Raw genomic sequence first — 24,088 nt, forward strand, 5'->3', positions numbered from 1 at the left:
CGGCTCACTCGTCGAAGCGGACATGGGTGCCCGGCTCGCCCGGCGGCCCGCCGAACCCGGGCACCTCGGGTGGTACGGGCGGCTCCGGCAGCGGCACCCCGTCCAGCTCGTCCACCAGCCGGACGGCGCCCTCCCACGGCAGCGCCAGAGACGCCTCGGCCGACGGCGGGACGCCCGGTGCGGCCAGCGCCCGCTCCGTCTCCTCCAGCGCCCCCGCGACCGCCTCCGGCAGCCCGACGCGGTAGAGCAGCAGATCTGCCGTCAACCGGCCGCGCAGCGAGCGCAGTTCGCTCCAGGCGCGCTGCGAACGCGGCGTCAGCATCCGCCGCTCCAGCAGCTCGAAGGTGAGGTCCCGCAGCTCGGCCTGCGTCGTCGACGGTGTGACGCCCGCACCGGCCAGCACCTCGTACGGGTAGGGCCCCCGCCACGCCGTCGAGGGATCGTGGATCACCGTGCGTCCTCCCTCGCGCCGTCCCCTTCCGGGCCCTCCGCCCGCCACCGGACAGCGGCGTCCAGCAGGGCCGCCCTGATGACAGGGTCCGCCGGGTCGGCGCGGGTGGCCCGGATCAGATAGTGCAGCCCCCACAGCCGGTTGCCGCGCCGGCGCTCCTCCTCCGCCCGGCCCGCCAACCACCGTGCCCAGCCCGGCAGATCGCTGCCGGCGCCCGGCTCGTCACCGAGCCTGTGCATCATCGACCGGAACTCCTCGATGTCGGCGCCCACCAGCACCGCCGCCTCCAGCGCCTCCAGCGCTTCCCTGAGCACCGGCAGGAACCGCCGGTAGGTCGGCGCCCGCTCCAGGCCGGTGTGCAGGATCTCCAGGACCTCCAGCAGCTCCGCCAGCTTCCCCGACGCCCCGTTGTGCCGCTCGTCGAGCGTCGAGACCAGCGCCTTCGCCAGATTCCTGCGCGCGTTCAGCGCATCCGGGTTGACCCGCACGGCCCGGCGCAGGTCCGACTCGGCGGCACGGAAGTCCGGCGCGATACCGAAGTCCTCGCAGCGGTTGCCCCGCCACACGCCCCGCGCCGACAGCAGCTGTGCGAACGTCGTCTCCAGCTGTTGGCCCGACTCCTGGTCGAACGGGCCCAGTTCACGCACCCGCTCCACCAGCCGCACCGCCTGGTCCAGCCGCTCGCCCTGCTGTGCGTCGTTCTCCTCGGTGAGCGCCTTGGCCCGGCCCAGCGCGGTCCGTACGACGGCGCGCTTGGTGCGCACCTGCATGCCCGCGCAGCGCGCCACGGCGATCGCCTCCCGCCACTGCTCCAGCGCCAGCCCCGGCCCGTCGCCGCCCGCCCCGCCGGACGCCAGCGCCGTCCGGGCCAGCGCGAGACGCACCTGCACCGCGAGGTCCACCGCGTCGTCCAGCAGCCGGGCACGCCGGTCCGGCAGCCGCAGATACGCCGGGTTGCGGCGCAGGAAGTCCGCACAGTGCCCGCACTCCCGCAGATGACCACCCGTACCGCCGGGTGCCGGGCCGGCGCAGTCGGCCGACAGCGCGGACGCCGGATCCAGCGGCGGCAGCGCACGCAGCGCCTGGTCGAACTTGTGCAGCCGGTGCAGGGCGTGCGCGGGCCGCAGCTCGGAGAAGGCCAGCCGCAGCTCCCGCGCCGCGTACGGGCCCGGTCCCCGCTCGCGCCGCGCCGACTCGTCCAGCCTGGCGACCAGTTCGGCCAGCGGCAGCTCCAGCCCCAGCAGCCGCACATAGCCCGGCCCGCAGGCCAGCGTGCGCACCGGCTCCCCGCCCCCGGACGCGCCGCACCCCGAAGCGCCGCCCGCCAGGATCCCGCCCACATCCCCCAGCTCCCGCGCCCCGCTCAGCTCCGCCTCCAGCGTCTCGCCCAACACCCGGTAGGCGTCGGCCTGTTCGGCACGGCCCGCCTCGGTGTGCCGCTGCTCGTACGCGGCGAGCCGGTCGGAGAGGAACTGGCCCAGCTCCCAGCGCAACCGGTCGGTGTCCACGGGGGACAGCTCGCACGCGTAGCAGGCGGCCCGCTCCCGCCGCCAGCCCTCCCAGTGCCCGTCGTCCGTCAGGAGCGTGGCCCAGTACGCCAGCGCGTACTCCCACACCGTCACGGCGTGCTCCCACGCCCCGCTCTCCTCCAGCTCCCTGGCCTGCCACAGCCGTGCCACGGCCAGCCCGTGCAGCACGCCCGTGTCGCCGGGCGCGGCCCGCAGCATGCGCTCCCACTCGGCGACGGCCGCCTCCCTGCCCCGGCTCAACAGCAGCAACAGCGGTGCGTCGCGCGGGAGTTGACGGCACAGCGCACCCAGGAGGTCCGTCCCGCCGCCGGGCGTCAGATCCGCCAGCCGGGCCCGCAGCGTCTCCGGCTCGTGCACCCGGTACAGCAGCGCGTCCAGCCGCAGCCTGCGCCGCGTCGCCCGCAGCTCCTTCCAGGCGATCCGCTCCGGCCACGACATGGTGACGCCGCGCTCCATCAGCGTGTACGTGGCGTCCCGCACCTCCGCACAGGTGGACCCCGGCCCGATACCGGCGTCCCGCAGCGCCCGGTACGGGTTCTCCACCGGGTCCTCCAGCGCGAACGGATCGGCCACCAGCGCCGCACGCGTCAGCTCCTCCGCCCACGGGAACAGCTCCAGCAGCCGCAGCAGCCGGCTGCGGCGCACCTCGGCGCCCTCGTGGCCGCCGCGCGCACGCCCGTACGCCTCGACGGCCGCCCGCCAGCGGCCGGCCGCCTCCAGGGACCGCCCCCGCGCGTAGGCGAGCCGCTGCGCCGCGTCCCGCCGGCCGCCCGCCTCCCCGAAGGCGTCAGCGGCACGCTCCCACTGCTGGAGCGCCTCCGCCGCCCGGCCCCGCGCGTACCCGGCGACGGCGGGCGCGTCCCGGTACGCGCCGAGCGCCCCGGCGAACGAGGCGGCACCCGGCCAGTCCGCCTCCTCCTCGGCACAGCGGGCCCGGGCGTAACCGGTACGCGGCCGCACGTCCTCGAAGTCCACGGGCAGAGCGCGGAACGCGGTGCACACCCGCTGCCAGCGCACTCCCGCGTCCGTGCCGGAACCCCCGGGCTCCGCCGTCTCCTGCTCGGCCTGCCGCTCGGCGAGCCGGGCCCGCGCGTACCCTCGCCACAGGGCCACGTCCCGGTGGCCCTCCGGCAGTTCCGCGAACGCCTCCAGCGCCTCCTCCCAGCGGCCGTCGAGCGCGTGCACCCGGCCCCGCGCATAGCGGCGCCGCAGCCCCAGACCGGCCTCGTCGCCCGCCCGCGCCGCGTAGCACTCCAGGGCGCCCCGCCAGTCGCCGACGTCCTCGGCCCGCCTGCCCCGCGCCAGCGTCCGCAGCAGACCCACCCCGCCCTCCCGGCCGGCGTCCGCGATCCCGTCGAGCAGCCCCAGCACCGCGCCCCTCTCGCCCCGCGCCATGGCCTCACGGGCCCGCGCGTACTGGCGCCGGACGCCGACCTCGCCCCCGGCGTACCGGTCGGGCAGCCCGCCGAACCCGTCGATGACCCCGGCCCAGTCGCCCTCGGCATCGGCCTGCCGGCCCCGCACGTACCGCGCGCGTTCGGCGGCGCCCGGCAGAGGCGGCGCCGCCCGCGCGAGCGCGGCGTACAGCTCGCCCGCCCCCGCCCAGTCCCCGCGCTCCTCACAGCACCGGCCCGACGCGTAGCGGCGCCGCGCCTCCGCGTCCGTGTGCCCCGTGCGCCTCCGCCGCCCGCTCCCAGTCGCCCGCGGCGGCGGCCAGCCGGCCCGCCGTGTACGCGGCGCGCGCCGCCACGTCCCGGTACCCGTCCGGCAGCGCCGCGAGCAGCCCGGCGGCCCCCGGCCAGTCCCCGGCGGACTCCGCCTCGACCGCCCGCGCGTACACCTGCGCACGGGCCCGGCCCCGCCACGGTTCGACGGCGCAGCCATGGGACTCGGCGGCGTCCAGCTCCGCCAACGCCCGCGGCCAGTCCGCCTCGACGGCCGCGGCGCAGCCACGCGCCAGCAGCAGCCGCGCCGTGCCGTCCGGGAAGCGGGCGTCGTCCCGCAGCGGTGCGAACGCCTCGGCGGCCTGCGCCCACCGCCCCGCGGCCTCCGCCGCCCGGCCCGCCGCATAGCCCGACCAGCCCGCGTCCACGAGGCCCAGCCGGGCGGCAGCGCCGAACTCCGCGCAGGCCGCCGCCCAGTCACCCGCGTCCGCGGCCGCACGGCCCCGCACCAGGGCGGCGCGCGCCGGCGCGTCGGCGGACGCGGGACGGCCCGCCGGGCAGCGGACGTACGCCGCCTCCGCGCGCCGCCAGTGGCCACGCGCCTCGGCGGCCCGACCCGAGGCGTACGCGCCGCCGGCCAGCAGGTCCGGGTCGTCCGGACGGTGACCGAGCACCTCCCCGTACACACGCTCCGCCGCGTCCCAGTCGCCCGCCTGACGCAGCCGCGCCGCCTCACCCACCAGCGCGTCGATCCGCACCTGGTGCTCGGCCGCGGTCCGCAGCCCGGTCACGCCCGCACCGCCGCCGAACCCGGCGGGACGGACCGCGAGCACCTCCTCGCACCGCTCCAGCGCAGTACGCCACTCGCCACGCCCGGCCGCCGCGCGGGCCTCCCCGAACAGCCCGGCCAGCGTGCCCAGTTCGGCCACCTCGGCACGCAGACAGGCCGCCCAGCTCTCCGGCAGACCGCCCTGCGGCTCGGCCGCCAGCCGCGCCAGCCGCCGCTCCGCCTCCTCGGCGTCCGCCTCCGCCAGCACCGCGCACAGCTGCCGCACCGCCGGCCAGGCCCGTTCCAGCCGGGCCTCCTCGCACATCCGGCGCTGCTCGTCCTGGAAGCGCTCGGTGTCGATACGCAGCTTCCGCAGCACCTGGCCCCACTCGCCCAGCGTGCCCAGATGCCGCGCGGCGGCCATCACATCGGCCGAGGTGACGTTGCCGTCGTCGCTCTCCACCAGCCGCACCGCCCGGGCGCCCGCCTGCACCGGGTCCGGGGGCGTCTCGTGGCTGTCGCGCACCTCCCGCATACGGAACAGCCGGCCGTGCCGGAACTCCTCGTGCACGAACAGTGCGGGCGTCGCCCACTCGATCGCCGTGTGCCCGGGCAGATGCGCCATGCCGCCGCGTGCCGCCGCCACCGCCTCGTCGAGCGTCCGGTTGGCCGCCAGCTGCTCGAACAGCACCGGTGTGAACCGGCCGGCGGAGACGCCGGTCACCCGCCCCCGCATCGCCACCACCGCCGGCAGCCCGTTGCCGATCAGTGCCTGCGCCAGCCCCGAGAACGGCTCCGCGCCGGTGCTGTCGGCCCCGAAGCAGACATTGAGTGCGACCAGCCGCAGCTGCGGCGCACTGAGCAGCAGCCCGCTCAGGCTGCTCGCCGGCATCCAGTCGCAGCGGCCGTCGTCCTCCAGACACAGCTGCCCCGTCCGCCGCTCGTGGTCGTAGGCACCGTGCGCGATCAGCAGGACGGCGGTGGGCAGCGCCGGGCCGGACACCAGCTCACGCTCCAGCGAACGCCGGCTCGCGTGCTCCAGCACGGTCACCTCGAAGGCCACATCCGGCAGCCCCCGCAGCAACGCCGCCACCTCCGGCTCCGCGTGCAGCGGCGGCAGATCCGCCGCCTCCGGCGAGGCGACGGCCACCACCAGCCGGGTACGGCTCGGCGGCGACTCCGGGCCGGGCAGCCGGCCCCACGGCGGCTGCCCGGGCAGCGAACGCACCAGCGACAGCTCCGGATTGAGCGCCATGTCCTGCATCGGCTCCTGCGGCGGGGCGCACAGCGCCTCCACCGGCAACTGCCGCATCCTCGGCGGCAGTTCGAACCGCACCCGCAGCCGGCGCGGCGTCCGAAGCCCCTTCACCCGCTCCACGGCCTGCTCCAGGCAGGGGCCCAGCGCACCGCCGAACAGCAGCCCGTGCACCTCCCGCCCCAGCTCCCGCACACCCACCACGGTGTCCCTGCCCCCGGTCGGCGCCAGCCCCGACTCCACCTCGACGAGCTTCTCCCAGCGCGCCGCACACCCCGCCGCCCCCGCCTCGTCCAGCCGGCGCACCTCGGCGGCCGAGGCGGGCCCCGAGGCGGTCAGCAGATAGCGGGACGCACCCACCGGGCACGCCCTGACCCGCAGCTCCTCGTACTCCTGGAGCGTCATCCGCCGTCCTCCCAGCCGGAGTCGAGATCCGCCCGCACCTCGTCGCGCAGCCCGGCCAGCGCGGCATCGCCCGGGAGCCGGCCCAGCGCCGCGTCCAGCCGCGCGACCGCCTCGCGCAGCGTGCGCACCCCCGCCCGGGCGCTGCCCGCCCGCCGCCGCTGGACGGCCAGCACGTGCAGCAGCCTGCCCAGGCTCAACTGCGCCCGGTACAGATGCGGGTTGAGCGTGACGGCCCGGCCCAGATCGGCCACCGCCGGCTCCAGCCGCTCGGGGCCCGCCGCGCGCAACGCCTGCGCGCCGCCCGCCAGCACGGCGTTCGCGGAGGCGATGCCCCGGTCCGTGAGGGCCAGCGCGAGCCTGCCCTCCAGCCGGTCCCGGTCGTTGGCGCCGACGATCGCGTACGCGGCCTCCAGCACCGCCACCGCGACATCCGCCCGCCGGGCCCCGCGCAGCGCCGTTGCCGAACCCAACGCCAGCTCCACGACGGCCCGTTGGGTCTCGCGGTAGCGGCCCAGCGCCCTGCTGAGGACGAAGGCCCTGCGCCAGGAGTGCCACGCGGCACGCGCGTCCGGCTCGGCCGCCGACAGGGCGGCACGGCCCTCGTCGAGCAGCGTGTCGAGCGCCAGGGCGAGCGCGTCCCCGGCCAGCAGCCGCGCCCCGTCGGGCCACCCGGCGTAACCGGGGTTCGCCCGAGCGAAGTGGCCGCAGCCCGCGGCGCACACCAGCGGCCCGTCCGGCACCTCCCGGCCGTCGGTCCCCCGCACCGGGCTCCCGGCCCCCGACACCCGGCAGGGCACACAGCGCAGATCCACCCGGGGCGCGGCCACCCCGCCCGGCGAACCCTGGACGGTGCCCAGCCGCGAGAACGCCTGCCGCAGCCGCCGCCCCGCCGACGCGTCATCCAGCGCGGCGACGAACGCCCCGAACTCCCGCTCCAGTCCCAGCTCGACGATGCGCAGCGGACCGCACACCAGAACGCCACCACCGGGGACCGGAAATCCTCCGACCGCCGCCAACGCCTCGGCACCCCCGCACTCGCTCCGCAAGACGGCAGACACGGGGCCCGCCCCGGTCCCTGCACCTGTTCCTGCGCCTGTGTCCGTATGCGCGGGAGCACTTGTGCCGGTGCCGGTGCGCGCGTCCGGGCTTCCGTGTGTCTCCGGGCTCGTGCTCGTAGGGGCGTCCGTGCCCGGGTTCGTCCTCGCGTGGTCGGCCGTGTCCCCGCGCGGGGGAGCGCCTCCGGCCAGGGGCCCGTCGTCCGGCTCCGGTTCCGGTTCCGGTTCCGGGAGGAGAGAGGTCACCAAGTCCCGGGCATACTCGCGGAGTTGGCCGAGCAGTGTGGTGGGTATCTCGGTCGCGTACCGGCGTTCGGCGTCGGTGCGGAAGCGCTCCCAGAACGTGTCGTCGTGCAGCAGTGCCGCCCACGCGGCGGCGCACCGCTCGCCGAGGTCCGCGGCCGGTCCCGCTGCCGCTCCGTCCGCGTCGTCCGTGTCGCCCGAGCCGCCCGCGCGGAGCGCGTTGAGCAGGACGACGGCGTAGAGATGGTTGAGTTCCGGGTCCGTCGGCGCGCGGCGCACACAGTCGGCGAGCAGCTCGGCGGCGGCTTCCCGTCGGCCGCTCATGGCCAGGACGACGGCTCGGAGCGGGCCGGGGACGACGGAGCCCCGGGGCACGGCCGTGCCCGCGTCGGTGGGAGCGGGGCGGTGCCCCGGGCTCCCGGAGCCGGAGCGGGAGTACGGACCGAGAGCGGAACCGGAACCGGCGGCGGAGTCGGAACCGGAGGCGTTCGGAGTGTGGTGTGCCCCGGCGGGGCCGTCGACCGCCCGGCCCGGCCCGGACTCGGGCCCGGGTTCGGGCCCGCCCTCGGGGCTCTCCAGGGCGGGGAAGAGGAGGTACGCCGTGGTCAGCAGGGTCGCGGCCCGCTCCCACCGGGGCGTGCCGCTGTCGTGCCGGCCGCCGTGTGCCGTGCCGTCCCGGCCGGGGCCGCCCGCACCGGGGGAGTTCGGGCTGGGACCGTCCCGCCCGGGGCCGTCGGGGCCGGAGCCGTCCGAGCCGGAGCCGTCCGGACCGGGGACGTCCGGGCCGTCGGTGTCCGTGGCTCGGGGGCGTGCCGTCCGTCCCCTCAGCGCCGTCAGTCCGGCCTTGCACAGCAGCAGGGCCAGTTCGCGTTCCGGCCTGCCGGGCGTGTCCGTCCCGTCGAGACGGTTGAGCGCCTCGGTGAGGTGTCCGGCCCGGGCGTGGGCCACCGCCCGCCACGGCCCCGGGGCGATGTCAGCGGCGGCGCGCCGCCCTGCCCGGTACCGGCATTCGGCGAGCAGTTCGTCGCGCGGGGTGCCCGGCGCCAGCGGCGCGAGCGTGTCGGCCGCCTCTCCCCACCGGCCGTCCCGGACCCGCAGCGCGGCCAGCGCGAGCGCCGCCTCCGCCGTGCCGGGCGGGTCCGCGCCGACGGGTCGGCCGGGCGCGCACAGCAGCTCCAACTCGCGCTCGGCCGCCACGTGTTCGCCGGAACGGTACCGGCACAGGGCGAGTGCGTGGCGGAACCGTACGCCGTCGTCCGGGTGCAGCCGGAGCGCCTCGGACCACAGCTGCGCCGCCCGAGCGTGGGCACCGGCCGTGAACTCCAGCCGCGCCGCGTAGGAATGGCCCCGGTGGTCCCGCGGCCGACGTGCCCGTACGTCCTCCAGGTGGCGGCGTGCGTGTGCCCGGGCGCCGGGTTCCCCACGGACCGCCAACTGCCAGACGGCGTACAGCCGCAGCTCGGTGACGGCCTCGTCCAGGGTGCCCGGCGGCCACCACGGTGTGCAGCGCACGAGTTCCTCGACGGCGTCCCCGAACTCCTTGCGGCGCACCAGGGCACGGGCGTTCGCGTAGCGTGCGCACGCGGCGAGCCGCGCCAGGTCCGCGCGGTCCGGGTGGCGCAGACGGAGGGTCTGCCAGGAGCGGTGGGCGAGGCGGTGGCGGCCCAGCCGGTGGGCGACGAGGCCGTGCCGGTAGAGCGTGCGGTCGCCGTCGTCCCCGCCGTCCAGGGCCCGGGTGTACGCGTCCAGGGCCTCCTCGAATCGGCCCTGCCGCTCCCGCGCGTACGCCAGCAGGACGAGGCCCTCCGGGCGGTCGCGCACCCGGCCGTGCAGGGAGTCGGCGGCGGCCTGCCAGCGCTCGTTCTCCAACTCCAGCCGGGCGAGGACGAGTTGGTCATCGTCATGCAGCGGGCCGTGCGCGGCGGCCCACCGCAGGTCGTCGCGGGCGTCCGCGTTCCGTCCCAGCCGTACGCGGACGAGGCCCCGTTGCGCGCGGGTCCGGCGTTCCCGTTCCGCGTGCCCCTCGCCCTGTCCCGGCGGCGGGCCCGGTGCGACGGTGCCGCGTGTGCGCTCCAGCGCGGTCGACAGATGCGACTCGGCACGTGCGTAGGCGCCCTCGTGCGCGGCGGCACACCCCGACCAGTACCAGGGCTCCCACGCTTCGGGGCACAGCTGCCGCGCACGGTCGAACTCCTCGGCAGCCGCAGCCGCGGCACCGGGCGCGCGCTCCTTCAGCCGTACCCGTCCCAGGCCCACCCGGGCCCGGCAGGCGACGGGCGCGGGGCCGCCCAGCGCGCGGCCGAACTCCCGCTCCGCTTCCGCCGGTCGACCGCGGGCGAGCGCGGCTTCCCCTTCGTCGACGGCACGGCACGCCGCGCTCCCGCCTCCCACCGCGCAGCGCTCCACGCCCCCGGCTTCGTCGGCCCCGCCCTCCACCGGGTCGCCCTCCACCGCCCGGACTTCCGTCGCGCGGGGCTCGGCGGTGCGTGCTGCCGCGGCGCAGGGCTCGGCAGTACGCGTTTCCACCACGCGGGGTTCCGCGGTACGCGCGTCCGCCGCGCGGTCTTCCGTGGTCCCGGGATGTGCTCGGCCCGGCTCCGTCTCAGGTCCCAACGCCCATAGCCCCCGATTCGCGGCGAACGCCCGTACGGAGTCAGGCCGTTGACGGTCCGGCGTCGTCCCGGCCCGCGGCCTCGTCGAGCTCCGACCGCCAGCGTCGCCGGGCCCGATCGTAGTGCAACGGGCCGTGCCGGAACCGCGACAATTCCAAGCCCAGCAACTGTTCGTATGCCGCGCGCGGCAGATCCGCTTCGAGGACGATCCGCAACCCGGTCCGCTCGTCCTGGAGCACCAGCGGACGGCCCTCGTCCGCACCGTCCGGCCCGTCGGCGCCCGGCCGTTCGTCGTCCGCACCGCCCCGGCGCACCGTGCGCCCCGCCAGCCGCCGCAGCCCCTCGTAGGCGTCCTTCACCGCCTCGGTGCCCAGGCCGGTGAGGAACGCGTGCAGAGGCAGTGCGACGAGGACCGCCCACTGGAGCTCGGCAGGGCCCCGGTGCGCCAGTACCCGGCGGTCGCGCACCTCGTAGCCGCGCCGGACCAGTTCTCCGACCGCGTCCGCGCGCCGTTCCTCGGACACCTCCCGGCTCAGCAGCATCTCGGCGCGCGCCACTGCGGGACCACCGGCCATCGCGGACCACCCTTCTCCCGTACACCTCGTCGCGCCGCCGCACCCTCACGGCCGTCACGGCTGTCGTGGCCATTCAGCGTACGGGGAACGGGAGTTGGGCGTTGACGTCCCGGCGCAGCCGGGTCGATTGCACGGGAGGAGGCGCCGTGGTCGTCGGTGCTGCCGATGCCGACACCGATGCCGATGCCGCGGTTCGGGAAGTCCGTTCGACGGGCGACGCGGGTGGAGTGCGGGCGCCGGTACGGGCGCGGGGGCGCGCTGCCCGCGGCCTGGCGTGCACCCGTCCGGCTTGCCCCTGACGCCGGTGTCAGGTTTTAGCGTGTCCGGTGTCGGCGCTCGGGGCGTTCCCGAGCCCACCGATCCCACGAGCGGCCTGGCCGGACCCGGCTCGTACCGGACGACAAGTGCGAGAGAAGGCGACATGACGGAGACAGACGGAGTGTGCAGCGACCGCTTCAGGGCGGTCGGCGCGGCGTTTCGCGACCACCTCGCCTCGGGTGAGGAACTCGGCGCGTCGCTCGCCGTCGATGTCGACGGCGTCCTTGAGGTCGACCTGTGGGGCGGCTTCGCCGACCGGGCGCGGACCCGGCCCTGGACCCGCGACACCTTGGTGAACATGTGGTCCTCGACCAAGACCGTCACCAGCCTCGCGGCACTGATGCTGGTCGACCGCGGCGCCCTCGACGTCCACGCTCCGGTGGCGGACTACTGGCCGGAGTTCGCCGCGGGCGGGAAACAGGACATCGAGGTCCGCCATGTGCTGGCCCACACCTCCGGGCTGTCGGGCTGGGAGCAGCCGTTCGGCATCGAGGACCTGTACGACTGGTCGACGGCCAGCTCCCGGCTCGCCGCCCAGACGCCCTGGTGGAAGCCGGGCACGGCCTCCGGCTACCACCTCCAGACCCAGGGCCAGCTGATCGGAGAACTCGTCCGGCGCGTCACCGGAGGCTCCCTCAGACAGTTCGTCGACGAGGAGATGGCCCGTCCGCTCGGCGTCGACCTGCACATCGGCGCGCGGGAGGCGGACTGGCCGCGGACAGCCGAGCTGGCTCCGCCGCCCTCGGGGCTCGACCTCACCGCTCTCGACCCCGACGGACCCGCGTACAAGGCGCTGCTCGGCTCGCCCGGCACCGTCGAAGCGGCCGGTACCCCCGCCTGGCGCCGCGCCGAACTCGGTGCCGTCAACGGGCACTCCAACGCCCGCTCGATGGCCCGGGCACTGTCGGTGATCTCCCGGGGCGGCGAGATGGACGGGCGCCGGCTGCTGTCGCCCGCCACCGTCGATCTCGTCTTCCGGGAACAGGCCCGCGGTACCGATCTGTCCCTCGGCATCCCCCTGCGCTGGGGGATCGGCTATGCCCTCCCGCACCCGGGCACCCTGCCCTACATCCCCGAGGACCGCGTCTGTTTCTGGGGCGGCTGGGGCGGGTCACTGGTCGTGATGGACGTGAGCCGACGCCTCACCATCGCCTACATGATGAACCGGATGGCTCCCGGAGTGCTCGGCTCCGACCGTGCCGAGACCTACGTACGCGCCGTCTACGAAGCGCTCACCCCATGACGGCGGTGTGCGGGGCCGTCGGTCCCGGCCCCCGTTCAGGCGGCGGATGTGCGGTGGATTCGGGGTGAGCGCGGTGCACGCAAGGTGAGCGCCCGCTCGGGCTCCTGACCGGTCATCCGGTTCCGGTGGGGCGCCCCGGCCGCGACATTCCGTGCGGTGGATCAGCCGTCCCGGGCCCGTGCGCATTGCTTCACTGAGCCTCCGAGCAACGGCTACGACGACCCGGGCACGCCGGGAGCGGGAGGCGCGACGTGGATCTCGACACGGTGCTGGAGGTGTGCGATCCGCGTGCCCGGCCCCCCCTGGCGTCCCGGCGACGCCTGGCTCGGCGGCGGAACCTCCCTGTTCTCCGAACCGCAGCCGCACGTACGCCGGTTGCTCGATCTGAGCCGGATGGGCTGGGAGCCGCTGCGCGAACTGCCGGACGGCTCGCTGGAGATCGCGGCGACCTGCACCGTCGCACAGCTGTCCCGCTACGCGCGGCACAGCCCGGCCCCGGCGGCCCCGCTGTTCGAGCAGTGCTGCCGGGCCTTCCTGGCGTCCTTCAAGGTCTGGAACATGGCGACCGTCGGCGGCAATCTGTGCAACGGCCTGCCCGCCGGCCCGATGATCTCTCTCACCGCGGCCCTCGACGGCGTCTGCCTCCTCCGCGCGCAGGACGGAACCCGGCGCCGTGTGCCCGCGGCCGGCTTCGTCACCGGGGCGGGCCGCACGGTGCTGGAGGAGGGGGAGCTGCTGCGCTCCGTCACCCTGCCCGCGCGTGCCCTCGCCGCCCGCACCGCCTTCCGGCAGGCGTCGCTGTACGGGCTGGGCCGCTCCGCGTCGCTGGTCATCGGGGTGCTCGACCCGTGGGACGCCTCGCTGCGGGTCACGGTCACCGCGGCGACGGTACGCCCGTACCGGTTCCGGTTCCCGCAGCCGCCCTCGGCCGCTGAGCTGCGCCGGGCCGTCGGCTCAGCGATGGGGGAGCGGGACTGGTTCGACGACATCCACGGCCTCCCCGCCTGGCGGCGGCACATGGCGCTGCGGCAGGCGGAGGAGGTGTGCCGGGAGCTGACCGGCGGCGGCAGCGGGCGCGGAGCCGGCAGCGCCGGGAGGGGCGGCACCCGATGAGCTACCGGATCGACGTCAACGGCCGCCGGTGCACGGCGGAACCGCGCCCCGGCCAGTGTCTGCGCACCTATCTGCGCGAGCGCGGCTGGTTCGGCGTGAAGAAGGGCTGCGACGCCGGGGACTGCGGCGCGTGCACGGTGCACGTGGACGGTGAGCCGGTGCACAGCTGTCTGTACCCGGCCGTCCGGGCGCGGGGGCGCAGCGTCACCACGGTGGAGGGGCTGGCCGGCGCCGACGGTGGGCTGCACCCCGTGCAGCAGCGCTTCCTGGACGCGCAGGGCTTCCAGTGCGGCTTCTGCACGGCCGGATTCCTGATGACCGCGGCCGCACTCGACGAGGACCAACTGGCCGACCTTCCCCGGGCGTTGAAGGGCAACCTGTGCCGCTGCACCGGCTACCGGGCCGTCGAGGACGCGGTACGCGGCGTCCGGCACACCGGGACGCCCGCCGAAGGCGCCGCCGTCGGCCGCAGCCTGCCCGCCCCCGCGGGGCCCCGGGTGGTCACCGGCACCGCCCGCTACACCTTCGACGTCGACGTACCGGGACTGCTGCACATGAAGCTGCTGCGCTCCCCGCACGCACACGCCCGCATCACCGGTATCGACACCTCGGCAGCGCTGCGGGTGCCCGGGGTCGTCGCGGTCTTCACCCACCGCGACCGCGATGTGCCCGGGAAGCCCTACTCGACCGCGTGCCACGAACACCCCGAGGAGGACCCCGACGACACGCGCCTGCTGGACGACGTCGTGCGCCATGTGGGCCAGCGGGTCGCGGCGGTCGTCGCCGAGTCGGAGGGGGCGGCGGAGGAGGGCTGCCGCCGGATCGAGGTCGGCTACGAGGTGCTGCCGTGCGTCCTGGACCCCGAGGAGGCACTGCGGCCGGGCGCTCCGGTGGTCCATGCCAAGGATGCCGCACGCTCCGGCATCGCCCGGCCGGAGCGGAACATCGCCGCCGAGGTGCACGGCGAATGCGGCGATGTCGCCGCGGGGTTCGCCGAGGCCGACATCGTGTACGAGGAGACGTTCCGTACCCAGCGGGTGCAGCACGCCGCCCTGGAGACGCACGGCGCCGTCGGCTGGCTGGAGAGGACCGGGGAAGGGGAGGTGGGTGTTGCGGGCGCCGCCGGCGCCGTCGACGGGACCGGTACGGCCGAGCGGACCGGTGTCGGTCGCGGCAGTACGCCCGGTACGGCCGGTGGGGCCGCGGCGGACGGGGGCGTGGGCGTGGGCGCGAGCCGGGGCGGTACCGAGCGGCTCACGGTGCGCTCCAGCACCCAGGCCCCGTTCCTCACCCGGCGCGCCCTGTGCACACTGTTCGGACTGCCGCCGGAGCGGGTGCGCGTCGTCGCCGGACGCGTCGGCGGCGGCTTCGGCGGCAAGCAGGAGATGCTCGTCGAGGACATCGTGGCCCTGGCCGTGCTGCGCCTCCGGCGTCCGGTGAAGCTGGAGTACACCCGCGCCGAGGAGTTCCACGGCGCCACCACCCGCCATCCGTTCACCGTCACCGTCAAGGCCGGCGCCCGGCGGGACGGCACCCTGACCGCGCTCCGGTTGCACGCGGTCTCCGACACCGGCGCCTACGGCAACCACGCGGCAGGCGTGCTCCACCACGCCTGCGGGGAGTCGCTCTCCGTCTACCGCTGCCCGAACAAGAAGGCCGACGGCTACGCCGTCTACACCCACACCGTGCCCTCCGGCGCCTTCCGCGGATACGGGCTGGGCCAGGCGGTCTTCGCCGTGGAGTCCGTCCTGGACGAACTGGCCGTGCGGCTGGGCACGGACCCGCTCGTGCTGCGGGAGAAGAACATCGTCCGCGCCGGTGAGGCCCTGGACGCCGCGACCGGCGGGGAGGATCTGCACATCGGCAGCTACGGTCTGGACCGCTGTCTGGACCTCGTCCGGGCGGCGCAGGCCGAACCGCCCGCCGAGGACGTCCCCGAAGGCTGGCTGACCGGTGCCGGTGCCGCGCTGTCGATGATGGCCACGAGCCCGCCCGGCGGCCATCTCGCCGATGTACGGGTGTCGCTGCTGCCGGACGGCAGCTTCGATCTGGCCGTCGGCACGGCCGAGTTCGGCAACGGCACCACCACCGTCCATCAGCAGATCGCCGCCGGGGAGCTGGGCACCACGGCCGAGCGGATCCACGTCCGCCGGTCCGACACCGACCTCGTCCCGCACGACACCGGGGCCTTCGGCGCCACCGGGACCGTCGTGGCGGGCAAGGCGACACTCCGCGCCTCCCGAGCCCTGGCCCGCACGCTGCTGGAGCACGCGGCCGCGTACCTCGGCGTCGAGGCGGACGCCTGCCGGCTCGTCGACGCGGCGGTCGAGGCCGTCGCAGCGGCCGGGACAGCCGAGACGGACCCGGCGGCCGGGACGGTCGGGGCCGCCGGAGCGGACGCGGTGGAAGGGAGGGAAAGGGGAGGAGGGAGAGGAGGGAGAGCGGAAGCGGGCGGGGCCGAGGGGGAGCCGGAGCCGGGGAGGCGCCGGGTGCCGCTCGCGGAGCTGTATGCGCAGGCGCGGTCCGAGGGCGGGCAGCTCGTCGCGGAGGGCCACTTCGGCGGTACGCCGCGCTCGGTGGCCTTCGACGTCCAGTGGTTCCGCGTCGCCGTCGACCCCGGCACCGGCGAGATCCGCATCCTGCGCAGCGTGCACGCGGCCGACGCGGGCACCGTCGTGAACCCGCTCCAGTGCCGCGGCCAGGTGGAGGGCGGCGTCGCGCAGGCGCTCGGTGCCGCGCTCTTCGAGCAGGTGCGCCTGGACGAGGCGGGCAGGGTGAGCACCGACTCCTTCCGCCGGTACCGGTTGCCCGCCTACGGCGACTTTCCGCACACCGAGGTCCACTTCGTGCGCACCGCCGACGCGATCGGCCCGCTCGGTGCCAAGTCGATGAGCGAGAGCCCCTTCAACCCGGTCGCCCCGGCCCTGGCCAACGCTGTCCGCGAGGCGACCGGCATCCGCTTCACCCGGCTTCCGCTCACCCGCGACCGGGTGTGGCTGGCGCTGCGCGACGCAGCGGGCGACGCACCCCCGTCAGCCCCCGACGCCCCGCGGCCCGGCTGAGCGAGGCCGGGCGCGGCGGGCCGTCGACGCTCGCCACGGAGAGTGCCCGCAGCGGCTGGCAGCCGGGGAGCGGGCCGGCACCTGACGGGGCGCGAACGGCCCGCGCGGTCAGGGCGCGTCCCCGTCCTCGTCCCGTGCCGCGGCCGCCTGCTCGACGGCGGCGACACAGGCACGCACCGGAGGGTTCTCGTGGCCGGCCGGCCAGGCCGCCTTGATCTCCCGGCGCAGCCCCGGCCGCAGCCGCACGAAGCGCACCCCGGGCGGGGCGGGCGTGCGGGACATCGTGGGCACCAGCGCGGCGGCCAGGTTCCGTTCGACCATCGCGAGCTGGGTGAGGTGCTCGGTCAGCGCGAAGCGCACATCCGGTTCGAGGCCGCGTGCGCGCAGCGCCTGGACCAGCGCCTCGTACGGCTCGGTGCCCGGCGGGCAGCTGGCCCACGGGGTGTCGCGCAGATCGGCGAGGTCGATCTCCGGGCGGTCCGCGAGGGGATGACGGCCGGAGAGCGCCACCCACACCTCCTCCCGGACGAGGGTGCGCAGCGCCGGCCCCGCGGGCAGGAACACCGGCCGGTTGGTCCAGCTCTCGATGAGCAGCAGATCCAGCTCCCCGCTCAGCAGCCGCGGCAGCAGATCCACGGCCTCCCCGTCCGTCACGGTCGGCCGCAGCCGGGGATGCGCGGCGGTCAGCGCGTCGAGTGCGCCGGGCAGCAGGGTACGGACGGCGCTGCCCACCCCGCCCAGGCGCAGTGGGCCGAGGACCTCGTCGGCGAGGTCGGCGAGATCGGCCTCCGCCGCCGACAGCTGGTCCAGGAGACGGTCCGCGTGCCCGGCGAGCACACGCCCGGCGTGGGTGATCCGGATGCTGCGGCCGTGCGGTTCGAGCAGCCGGCGGCCTGCCTCGCGCTCCAGCTTGGCGAGCTTCTGCGACAGCCCGGAGGGGGTGATGTGCAGGGCTTCAGCGGCGCGGGCGATGGAGCCGTGGGCCGCGACGGCGGACAGGGCACGCAGCCGGTCGATGCTGAACACACAACGAAAGCTACCGAATCATGGCTCGAACCTGTTGCTTTTCCTTCCGGTTCGCTCCGGGCACGGTGAACACCATGTCCCTGAAGAACAGTTCGGCCGCGGCGTCCGCCAGAGCCGACGCGAGCACACCGGCGCCCGCACGCCGGGGCCGCCCGGTGCCGATGGCCGTCGCCGGTTCCGCCTGCATCTCCGCCTCGGCCGTCTTCATGAAGCTGTCCGGCACCAACGCGGGCACCGCCGCCTTCCTCCGCTGCGCCCTCGCCCTCGTCCTTCTCGCCCCGCTCACCTGGCGCGAGGTACGCCGCGCCGGCCCGCGTCCCGGCCGCTATCTGCTGATGGACATCGGCGCGGGCGTTCTGCTCGGCCTCGACATGGTCTTCTGGGCGGCGAGCGTCCTCAACGTCGGCGCCGCCGTCGCCACGGTGCTGCTCAACATCCAAGTCGTCTTCTTCCCGCTGCTCGCCCGGCTGGTCTCCGGCGTCCGGCTGGACCGCCGGTTCGTGCTGCTGGCGCCGGTCATGCTGCTGGGCGTCGCACTGGCCGGCGGCGCGATCGGGCACGCCCAGCCCGGCAGCGACGCCGTCGCCGGTGTGGTGTACGGCGCCGCCGCCGGACTGGCCTACGCGGGATACCTCCTGCTCATGCGGCTCGGCGGCGGACAACGGCACTCCGTGGCACCGGTGTGCGTCTCCACGGCGGCGGCCGCCGCTGCCGCCGGGATCCTGGGCGGCCTGTGGACCGGCATCGACCTCGACCCGGGCTGGCCCGCCTGGGGCTGGCTCGCCGCGCTCGCCTTCATCGGGCAGGTGCTGGCCTGGCTGTTCATCACCTCGGCACTGCCCGGGCTGGCCCCCGCGACCGGCGCGGCACTGCTGCTCCTCCAGCCCGTCATGGCCTTCGGCCTGGGCCTTCTGATCGGCGAACGCCCCACCCTCACCCAGGCGTCCGGCTGTGTCCTCGTCGTCGCGGCCGTCTGGTACCAGGGGCGTGCCGCCGGCCGGAGAGCGTCCGGCGGACGCACCGTCCCGGTGGCCGGCCGGCGGCCCGGCAAGGGAAGCTGACCACGGGCGTCCCCGGCGGCCGGCGGCCTGCCGGGGATGCCCTCCCGGCGTCGGGCACGTCCCCCCGCCACCGCCCCGCCCGCGCGTGCCGCCCTCGCGATGACCGACCGGGGCCGCGGGCGTCCGGCCGGCCCCGGAAGCCCCGGGGCGCGGGCGGGTCTTCGAAGACACTCCGAAGACGCTTCGAGGACGACTCAGCCGGGGCGGTGGGCGGTGTGCGTCTGCTGGCCGGGCAGGAAGCACACCTCGGCGTCCACCCGGTCCCGCAGTGCAGCGCCGAACGGGCAGGACGGGGCCAGGGTGTCGAGCAGGGTGTGGGCCTCCTGGTGCAGGGAGGCCACATAGGCGTGGTAGGGGCGCTGGACATCGGGGGAGCGCATCAGACCGTGCAGCTCCTCGCGGCTCGCCGGGCACTCCGCGGCCTTCTCCAGCAGCTCCAGCGCCCGGGAACGCCGGTCGGCGGGCGCCGAGTTCAGCAGGTGGACGAGCAGATAGGTGGCGGTGCCGTTGCGGAGGTCGTCGAACGTGCCGCTGCGCAGGTCGTCCTCGTCGTTGCGCAACTGCGCCAGCATGCCGAGCACCTGGCCGAACCGGCCCCACTCGGCCACCGGCCCGGGCGGGTCCTGGGCGCCGTCCTCGCCGGTGGCCAGCCGGGCCGCCATTGCGCAGGCCATGGCGTACACGGCGCCGCTCTTGTGCCGGTAGACGCCGAGCACCGCGTCCGGGTCCACCCGGGACGGCTCGTTGAGGAGATCGCCGATCTGCCCGTTGCTGGCCGCCGTCCACCCCTCCAGATAGTCACGGACCAGCTGCCGGCGCTGCGGCTCGGGCACGGGCATACCGGCCAGCGCTCGCAGCGGCAGCGCGTACCCGCATTCGAGCGCGGCCGTCAGCGCGGTGCCGCTGGGCATGCCGTACAGCTCGGGCCCGGCGTCGCCGTCCGCGACGTCGTCGAAGGCGTTGGCCGCGCGCCACCACAGGGCGTGCACGGCGGCGATCGGGACGGCGGGCCCGGGATCGCCGTCCAGCGCCGCGTGCACCAGCAGCGGCAGCGAGAACTCGTGCGGTGTGCCGCGGCCGCGGTCGATGAGCTGCCGCAGCGGGAAGCGCAGATGGACGTACTCGGGGCCGTAGTCGGCCAGGAGTTCGTCGAGGTACCGGTCGACCCGGGGGAAGACGGCGGTCACGTCCGCCTCGGGGAGGCGTCGCGGCGTCAGGGAGTGCACCGGGTTGGTCGTCACGTGGTCTCCAAGTCGCTTGTCGCGCGGGGGTGTTGCCGGACGCGTCCGCCGGCCCCCGTGTCAGTGAGTGGCCTCCGGGCGGCCGGCACCCTCCCCGGCGGCGGCCGGCGCGGCCGCTTCCGGGGACGGTGCGGCGGGCCGGAGGACGGCGGCCAGGACGCCGCCGGCCGCGGTGGTCGTCGCGATCGCTGCCGTCACCGCCGCGAACGCGCCCGGGTGGCCCGTCCCGGAGTGCACCAGCGCGAAGAAGAGCGTGCCGAACACGCACACGCCGAGCGCGGCGGCGAGCTGCTGCACCGTGGACAGCACCCCCGACGCCGCCCCCGACAACCGGGCCGGCACCGTCCGCAGGGTGACGGCGAGGGACGGGGTCACGAACAGCCCCAGGCCCGCGCCCGACACCCCCAGGCCGACGAGCAGCCAGGGCAGGTCCCCGCGTACGGCGCTCACCACGCAGCCCAGGTACCCGGCCGTGGACAGCAGCGCCGCCCCGCACAGCAGCCGGAACGGCGCCACCGGCAGCCGCGGGCCCAGCAGCGAGGTGACGACGAACGCGCCGGCCGTCGGGAGCATGCCCAGGCCCGTCTCCCAGGGCCCCTGCCGCAGGCCGCGTTGCAGCAGCAGCCCCAGGATCAGGATGAACGCGCCGAGCCCGCTGTTGACCAGGGCCACCAGCGCCAGGCCCGGCCGGAAACCGGGCAGGCGCAGCAGATGCGGCGGCAGCAGCGGGTCGCCGCCCCGCCGCTGCACGGCGCGCTCGTGGCGCAGGAACAGGACGGCGGCCGGCAGCGAGACGACCGCGCACGGCACGGTCCACCAGGGCGGCCCCGACTCCCCGGCGGTCACCAGCGGCGCGGTGACGAGCCCGAGGGCGAGGGCGGCCAGTGCGGTGCCCGGCAGATCCAGCCGGACGCGCGGCCCGGCGGACCGCCGGCCCGGGCCCCGTTCCGGTTCCGCCTCGGGCCCCCGTCCGCCTGCCCGTTCCGGCTTCGGTCCCGGTTCCGGAAGCGGGCCGTGGCCGGGCTGCCGGGGCCGGCGTGGGGTGCCGGTGACCCAGGGCAGCGCGGCCAGCGCGGCGACGCCCACCGGCACGTTGACGAGGAAGACGGCGCGCCAGCCGAGCCCGAGGACGTCGGCCGCCAGCAGCCAGCCGCCGAGCAGTTGGCCGCAGACGGCACCGCTGCCCATCACGGCGCCGGTCAGCGCGAACGCCTGGCGACGGGCATCGCCCGCGAAGAGGGTCTGCGCCGTGCGGTACGCCTGCGGGACGACCAGCGCCGTGCCCAGCCCCTGCACCAGACGGGCCGCCACGAGGGCCCCGGCGGTGGGGGCGAGGCCGCAGCCGAGCGAGGCCGCCGTGAACAGCGCGGTGCCGATGCCGAAGATACGGAACGCGCCGACGTGGTCTCCGAGGCGGCCGCCCGCGACGAGGCCCAGGCCGTACACCAACTGGTATCCGGCCAGGACGAGTTGCTGCTGTCCCTCGTTCGCGTGGAGTCCGCGCTCGATGGCGGGCACGGCCACGACCACGATGAACACATCGAGGTTGGCGAGGAAGGTGCCGGAGAGCACGACGGCGAGCGCCGGTCGCTTACGCACAACGCCCCTTCCCTCGCTCTTCGTGTGCGATCAACCGCGGAGAGTGTAAGTCTCCTGTTCGGATCCTCTCGGCGCAACTCGGCGCGACCTCGGCGCCGACGGCCCGGGTCCGGCCGGGCCGCCGGGCCCGCACGGGCACGCGGCACAGCGGTGCGGGAGGCGCCGGGTGGTCCGCCGTGAAGCGGGAATTCGCGCCGGGCGCACGGCAGGGAATGCCCGTCCGTAGCCGACCGGGCGGCACAATTCCCGCGGTGCGGCGGAAAGTTCACCGCGCGGCTCCGGAAAATCCCGGCGCCGACCGGGCCGGAGGCGGCGCCGGGGCGTCAGACGCAGGTCAGAAGGGTGGATGTCCGTCCCGGGCCGTGACCATTCGTATGAGTGAATGGTGATCATCGGCGGGTGAACGGAGATCTCCGAGAGTTTTCCGCCCTCTAGGATCAGGCGTCGTGCCCGCCAATTCCCCTTTTTCCCAAGAGAATTCCGCCCTCACACGCTGGGCCGCTCGTGTCCACGCCGGGCCGCGTCATCTCCTCGGCGGGCTGGCAGCCGTGGTGCTGCTGCTCGCCGCGCTCGGTGCCGGCATCGGAGCGCCCTTCTCGTCGGACGGCTACGACCCGGACGGCGCGGACTCCGTACGCGCCGAAGCCTTCCTCGACCGGCATCTGCGCGCGGGCACGCCCGACCTCGTCGTCCTCGCCCGGGCCCCCGGCGGCGTCGACGACGCCTCAACGCAGCAGGCCGGAACCCGCCTCACCCGCAAGGCCGAACAGCTGTCCGGGGTGCGCTCCGCCCGCTCCTACTGGACCACGGGAGACCGGTCGTTCCGCTCCCGGGACGGGCGTTCCGGACTGCTGGTGCTCCGACTGCGCGGCGATCAGCGCGCGGCCCAGACGGTCGCGGAGCACGTGGTGCCCGAACTGCGGAAGGAGTCCGGCGCGTTCCGGCTGCGGGTCACCGGCCCGGCGCAAGTGGCCCGTGAGGCCGAGGACATCACGGGCGGAGACCTGGTACGCGCCGAACTGATCGCGGCGCCGGTGGTCGTGCTGCTGCTCCTGCTGGTCTTCCGCTCGGTGGGCGCCGCCCTGCTGCCGGTGGCCGTCGGCGTGACGGCCGTGACCGCCGCGATGGCGCTGCTGCGGCTGCTCGCCCTGGTGACACCCGTCTCCGTCTTCGCACAGAACCTCACCACAGCGCTCGGCTTCGGACTCGCCGTCGACTACAGCCTGTTCCTGCTCGCCCGCTACCGCGAGGAGACCGGCCAGGGCGCCGGTCCACGCGAGGCGTTGACGACCACCGTGCGCACCGCCGGACGCACGGTGCTCGCCTCGGCCGCGACCGTCGCCGTCAGCGCCGCCGGCCTCCTCGTCTTCCCCACGTCCTTCCTCCGCTCGCTCGGCTACGCCTCCGTGGGGGTCGTCGGCTGCGCCGCCGTCGCCGCGCTCGTCGCCGTGCCCGCGCTGCTCGCCCTGTGCGGACCCCGCCTGGCCCGCCCCGGCCGCATCGAACGCTGGTACGCGGCCCGGCGCCGGACCGGCCCGGCACCGCGCGCCGCCCACGAGGACCGCTGGTACCGCACCGCCATGGCCGTGATGCGCCGCCCGCTCACCGTCACTCTGCTGACGACGACGCTCCTGGTGCTGGCGGCGCTGCCGTTCACCCACGCCCGGTTCGGCAACTTCGACGACCGGATGCTCCCCGCGGGCACCCCGGCACGCCAGGCGTCCGAGGAGGTGCGCCGGCAGTTCGGCGACCAGGCGGCCGACCCGGTCTTCGTCGCCCTGCCGGGGCTGCGCGCCGACCCCGGCGGTACCGCGGAACTCGACCGGTACGCACGGCGGCTCTCCCGTGCCGAGGGCGTCGCCCGCACCGAGACGGCCACCGGCGTCTACCGGTCGGGGAAGCGCGCCGGGGACGCCGCCGCTGCCGAGGGCTACGCCGGTTCCGCGGGCGCCTGGGTCCGGGTGCTGGGCGTTCCGGGGGCCGACAGCGAGGGGCTGGTGAGCCGGCTGCGGCAGGTGCCGGTCGAACGGACCGCGTGGGTGGGCGGGCCGGCGGCGCTGCTGTCCGACACCAGAAGCGCGCTCGCCGAACGGCTGCCGTGGGCGCTGGCCGTCCTCGCGCTCGGCCTGGTGGCGCTCATGCTGCCGTTCACCCGCAGTGTGCTGGCCCCGCTCAAGGCGCTCGCCCTGTCCGCGCTGAGCCTCACCGCCTCGTTCGGCGCCCTCGTCTGGATCTTCCAGGAGGGCCATCTGCGCGGTCTGGTGGGCGACTTCCCCGTCACCGGCTTCATCGAGTGCAGCCTGCCGGCGCTCATGCTGTGCGTCGCCTTCGGGCTGGCCACCGACTACGAGCTGTTCGTCTTCTCCCGTATCCGCGAGCGCTACGACGCCACCGGGGACAGCACGCACGCCATCGCCTGGGGGCTCGCCCGCAGCGGCCGGCTCGTCACCGCCTCGGCGCTGACGATCGCCTGTGTCTTCGCCGCCATGGGCACCTCGCAGATGTCCCAGCTGAAGATGGTCGGCGTGGGCACGATGCTCGCCGTGCTGGTGGACGCCACGGTGGTCCGCGTCCTGCTGCTCCCGGCCCTGATGCGGCTCGCCGGGGCCGCCAACTGGTGGTGGCCGTCCCGCCGGAAGCCCCCGCCCGGGCCCGACGGTCCCGGGCCGCACGAGGAGGTGCCGGCCGCCCGCGCGGACGAGCCGCGGATGCTGGACGCGTCCGGACGGGCGGGCAGCGGCAGTTGACCGCCTGCCTGCGCCGGCCGCCGCCGCGAGTGCGGAACACTCGGCGGCCGGCGCGGGAGAGGCGGCAGGGCGGCATGTGGCGGCGCGGGCAGCACGCACGGCACGGCACGGCACAGGGCA

12 protein-coding genes and 1 pseudogene are annotated in these 24,088 nt (G+C 76.0%); 5 read left to right on the forward strand and 8 right to left on the reverse strand.

Going from position 1 to position 24,088, the window contains the following annotated elements; genetic code table 11:
• Positions 1-4: 4 nt before the first annotated feature.
• From SCA03_RS34980 to SCA03_RS04890, 5 genes are all read right to left on the reverse strand, one after another.
• Positions 5-451, reverse strand: a complete 447-nt coding sequence (locus tag SCA03_RS34980; RefSeq protein ID WP_030881885.1) for a hypothetical protein — start codon at positions 449-451, stop codon at positions 5-7.
• Positions 448-3,504, reverse strand: coding sequence for a hypothetical protein (locus SCA03_RS34985; RefSeq protein ID WP_170223830.1), 3,057 nt, complete (start codon positions 3,502-3,504; stop codon positions 448-450). Before SCA03_RS34985 ends, SCA03_RS34980 begins: the two co-directional genes overlap by 4 nt.
• 94 nt (positions 3,505-3,598) lie before the next feature.
• Positions 3,599-6,073, reverse strand: coding sequence for a CHAT domain-containing protein (locus SCA03_RS04880; RefSeq protein WP_086815770.1), 2,475 nt, complete (start codon positions 6,071-6,073; stop codon positions 3,599-3,601).
• Entirely contained in the window at positions 6,070-9,897 is a 3,828-nt protein-coding gene (locus SCA03_RS04885) for a tetratricopeptide repeat protein (RefSeq protein ID WP_141275221.1), read from the reverse strand. Before SCA03_RS04885 ends, SCA03_RS04880 begins: the two co-directional genes overlap by 4 nt.
• A 127-nt stretch (positions 9,898-10,024) precedes the next feature.
• Positions 10,025-10,558: a hypothetical protein gene (locus SCA03_RS04890; RefSeq protein WP_174864480.1), complete on the reverse strand. Its 534-nt coding sequence runs from the start codon at positions 10,556-10,558 to the stop codon at positions 10,025-10,027.
• A 421-nt stretch (positions 10,559-10,979) separates the two neighbouring features.
• Here SCA03_RS04890 and SCA03_RS04895 point away from each other — a divergent pair, with 421 nt between their 5' ends.
• From SCA03_RS04895 to SCA03_RS35670, 3 genes and pseudogenes are all read left to right on the forward strand, one after another.
• A complete protein-coding gene (locus tag SCA03_RS04895; RefSeq protein WP_086815774.1) occupies positions 10,980-12,119 on the forward strand; it encodes a serine hydrolase domain-containing protein in 1,140 nt (379 codons plus the stop codon).
• A gap of 251 nt (positions 12,120-12,370) precedes the next feature.
• Positions 12,371-13,232, forward strand: a pseudogene (locus tag SCA03_RS04900) (FAD binding domain-containing protein).
• Positions 13,229-16,294, forward strand: coding sequence for a molybdopterin-dependent oxidoreductase (locus tag SCA03_RS35670; RefSeq protein WP_230988481.1), 3,066 nt, complete (start codon positions 13,229-13,231; stop codon positions 16,292-16,294). The pseudogene SCA03_RS04900 and the gene SCA03_RS35670 overlap by 4 nt, the downstream one beginning before the upstream one ends.
• A gap of 108 nt (positions 16,295-16,402) precedes the next feature.
• On the opposite strand, the gene SCA03_RS04910 is transcribed toward SCA03_RS35670, so the two are convergent.
• Positions 16,403-17,320 carry a LysR family transcriptional regulator gene (locus SCA03_RS04910; RefSeq protein ID WP_141275222.1) on the reverse strand — a complete coding sequence of 306 codons (918 nt, stop codon included), beginning with the start codon at positions 17,318-17,320 and terminating at the stop codon, positions 16,403-16,405.
• A 74-nt stretch (positions 17,321-17,394) separates the two neighbouring features.
• On the opposite strand from SCA03_RS04910, the gene SCA03_RS04915 reads away from it, so the two are divergent.
• The gene (locus SCA03_RS04915; RefSeq protein ID WP_230988482.1) at positions 17,395-18,381 is read left to right on the forward strand and encodes a DMT family transporter; all 987 of its coding nucleotides are present in this window, start codon (positions 17,395-17,397) and stop codon (positions 18,379-18,381) included.
• Positions 18,382-18,575: 194 nt separating this feature from the next.
• On the opposite strand, the gene SCA03_RS04920 is transcribed toward SCA03_RS04915, so the two are convergent.
• Together SCA03_RS04920 and SCA03_RS04925 are read right to left on the reverse strand one after the other, a co-directional pair.
• Entirely contained in the window at positions 18,576-19,622 is a 1,047-nt protein-coding gene (locus tag SCA03_RS04920; protein ID WP_230988483.1) for a polyprenyl synthetase family protein, read from the reverse strand.
• Between the two features lie 60 nt (positions 19,623-19,682).
• Entirely contained in the window at positions 19,683-21,221 is a 1,539-nt protein-coding gene (locus SCA03_RS04925; protein ID WP_086815627.1) for an MFS transporter, read from the reverse strand.
• A 446-nt stretch (positions 21,222-21,667) separates the two neighbouring features.
• On the opposite strand from SCA03_RS04925, the gene SCA03_RS04930 reads away from it, so the two are divergent.
• Positions 21,668-23,968 (forward strand): MMPL family transporter, encoded by a 2,301-nt coding sequence (locus SCA03_RS04930; protein WP_086815628.1) that lies wholly within the window; start codon positions 21,668-21,670, stop codon positions 23,966-23,968.
• Positions 23,969-24,088: the final 120 nt, after the last annotated feature.

Source organism: Streptomyces cacaoi, assembly GCF_006539165.1.
Taxonomy (GTDB): Bacteria; Actinomycetota; Actinomycetes; order Streptomycetales; family Streptomycetaceae; genus Streptomyces; species Streptomyces cacaoi.

Coding starts and splice junctions, on each gene's coding strand:
- SCA03_RS04880 (WP_086815770.1), bottom strand. CDS start 6,073: ATGACGCTCCAGGAGTACGAGGAGCTGCGGGTCAGGGCGTGCCCGGTG.
- SCA03_RS04890 (WP_174864480.1), bottom strand. CDS start 10,558: ATGGCCGGTGGTCCCGCAGTGGCGCGCGCCGAGATGCTGCTGAGCCGG.
- SCA03_RS04895 (WP_086815774.1), top strand. CDS start 10,980: ATGACGGAGACAGACGGAGTGTGCAGCGACCGCTTCAGGGCGGTCGGC.
- SCA03_RS35670 (WP_230988481.1), top strand. CDS start 13,229: ATGAGCTACCGGATCGACGTCAACGGCCGCCGGTGCACGGCGGAACCG.
- SCA03_RS04915 (WP_230988482.1), top strand. CDS start 17,395: ATGTCCCTGAAGAACAGTTCGGCCGCGGCGTCCGCCAGAGCCGACGCG.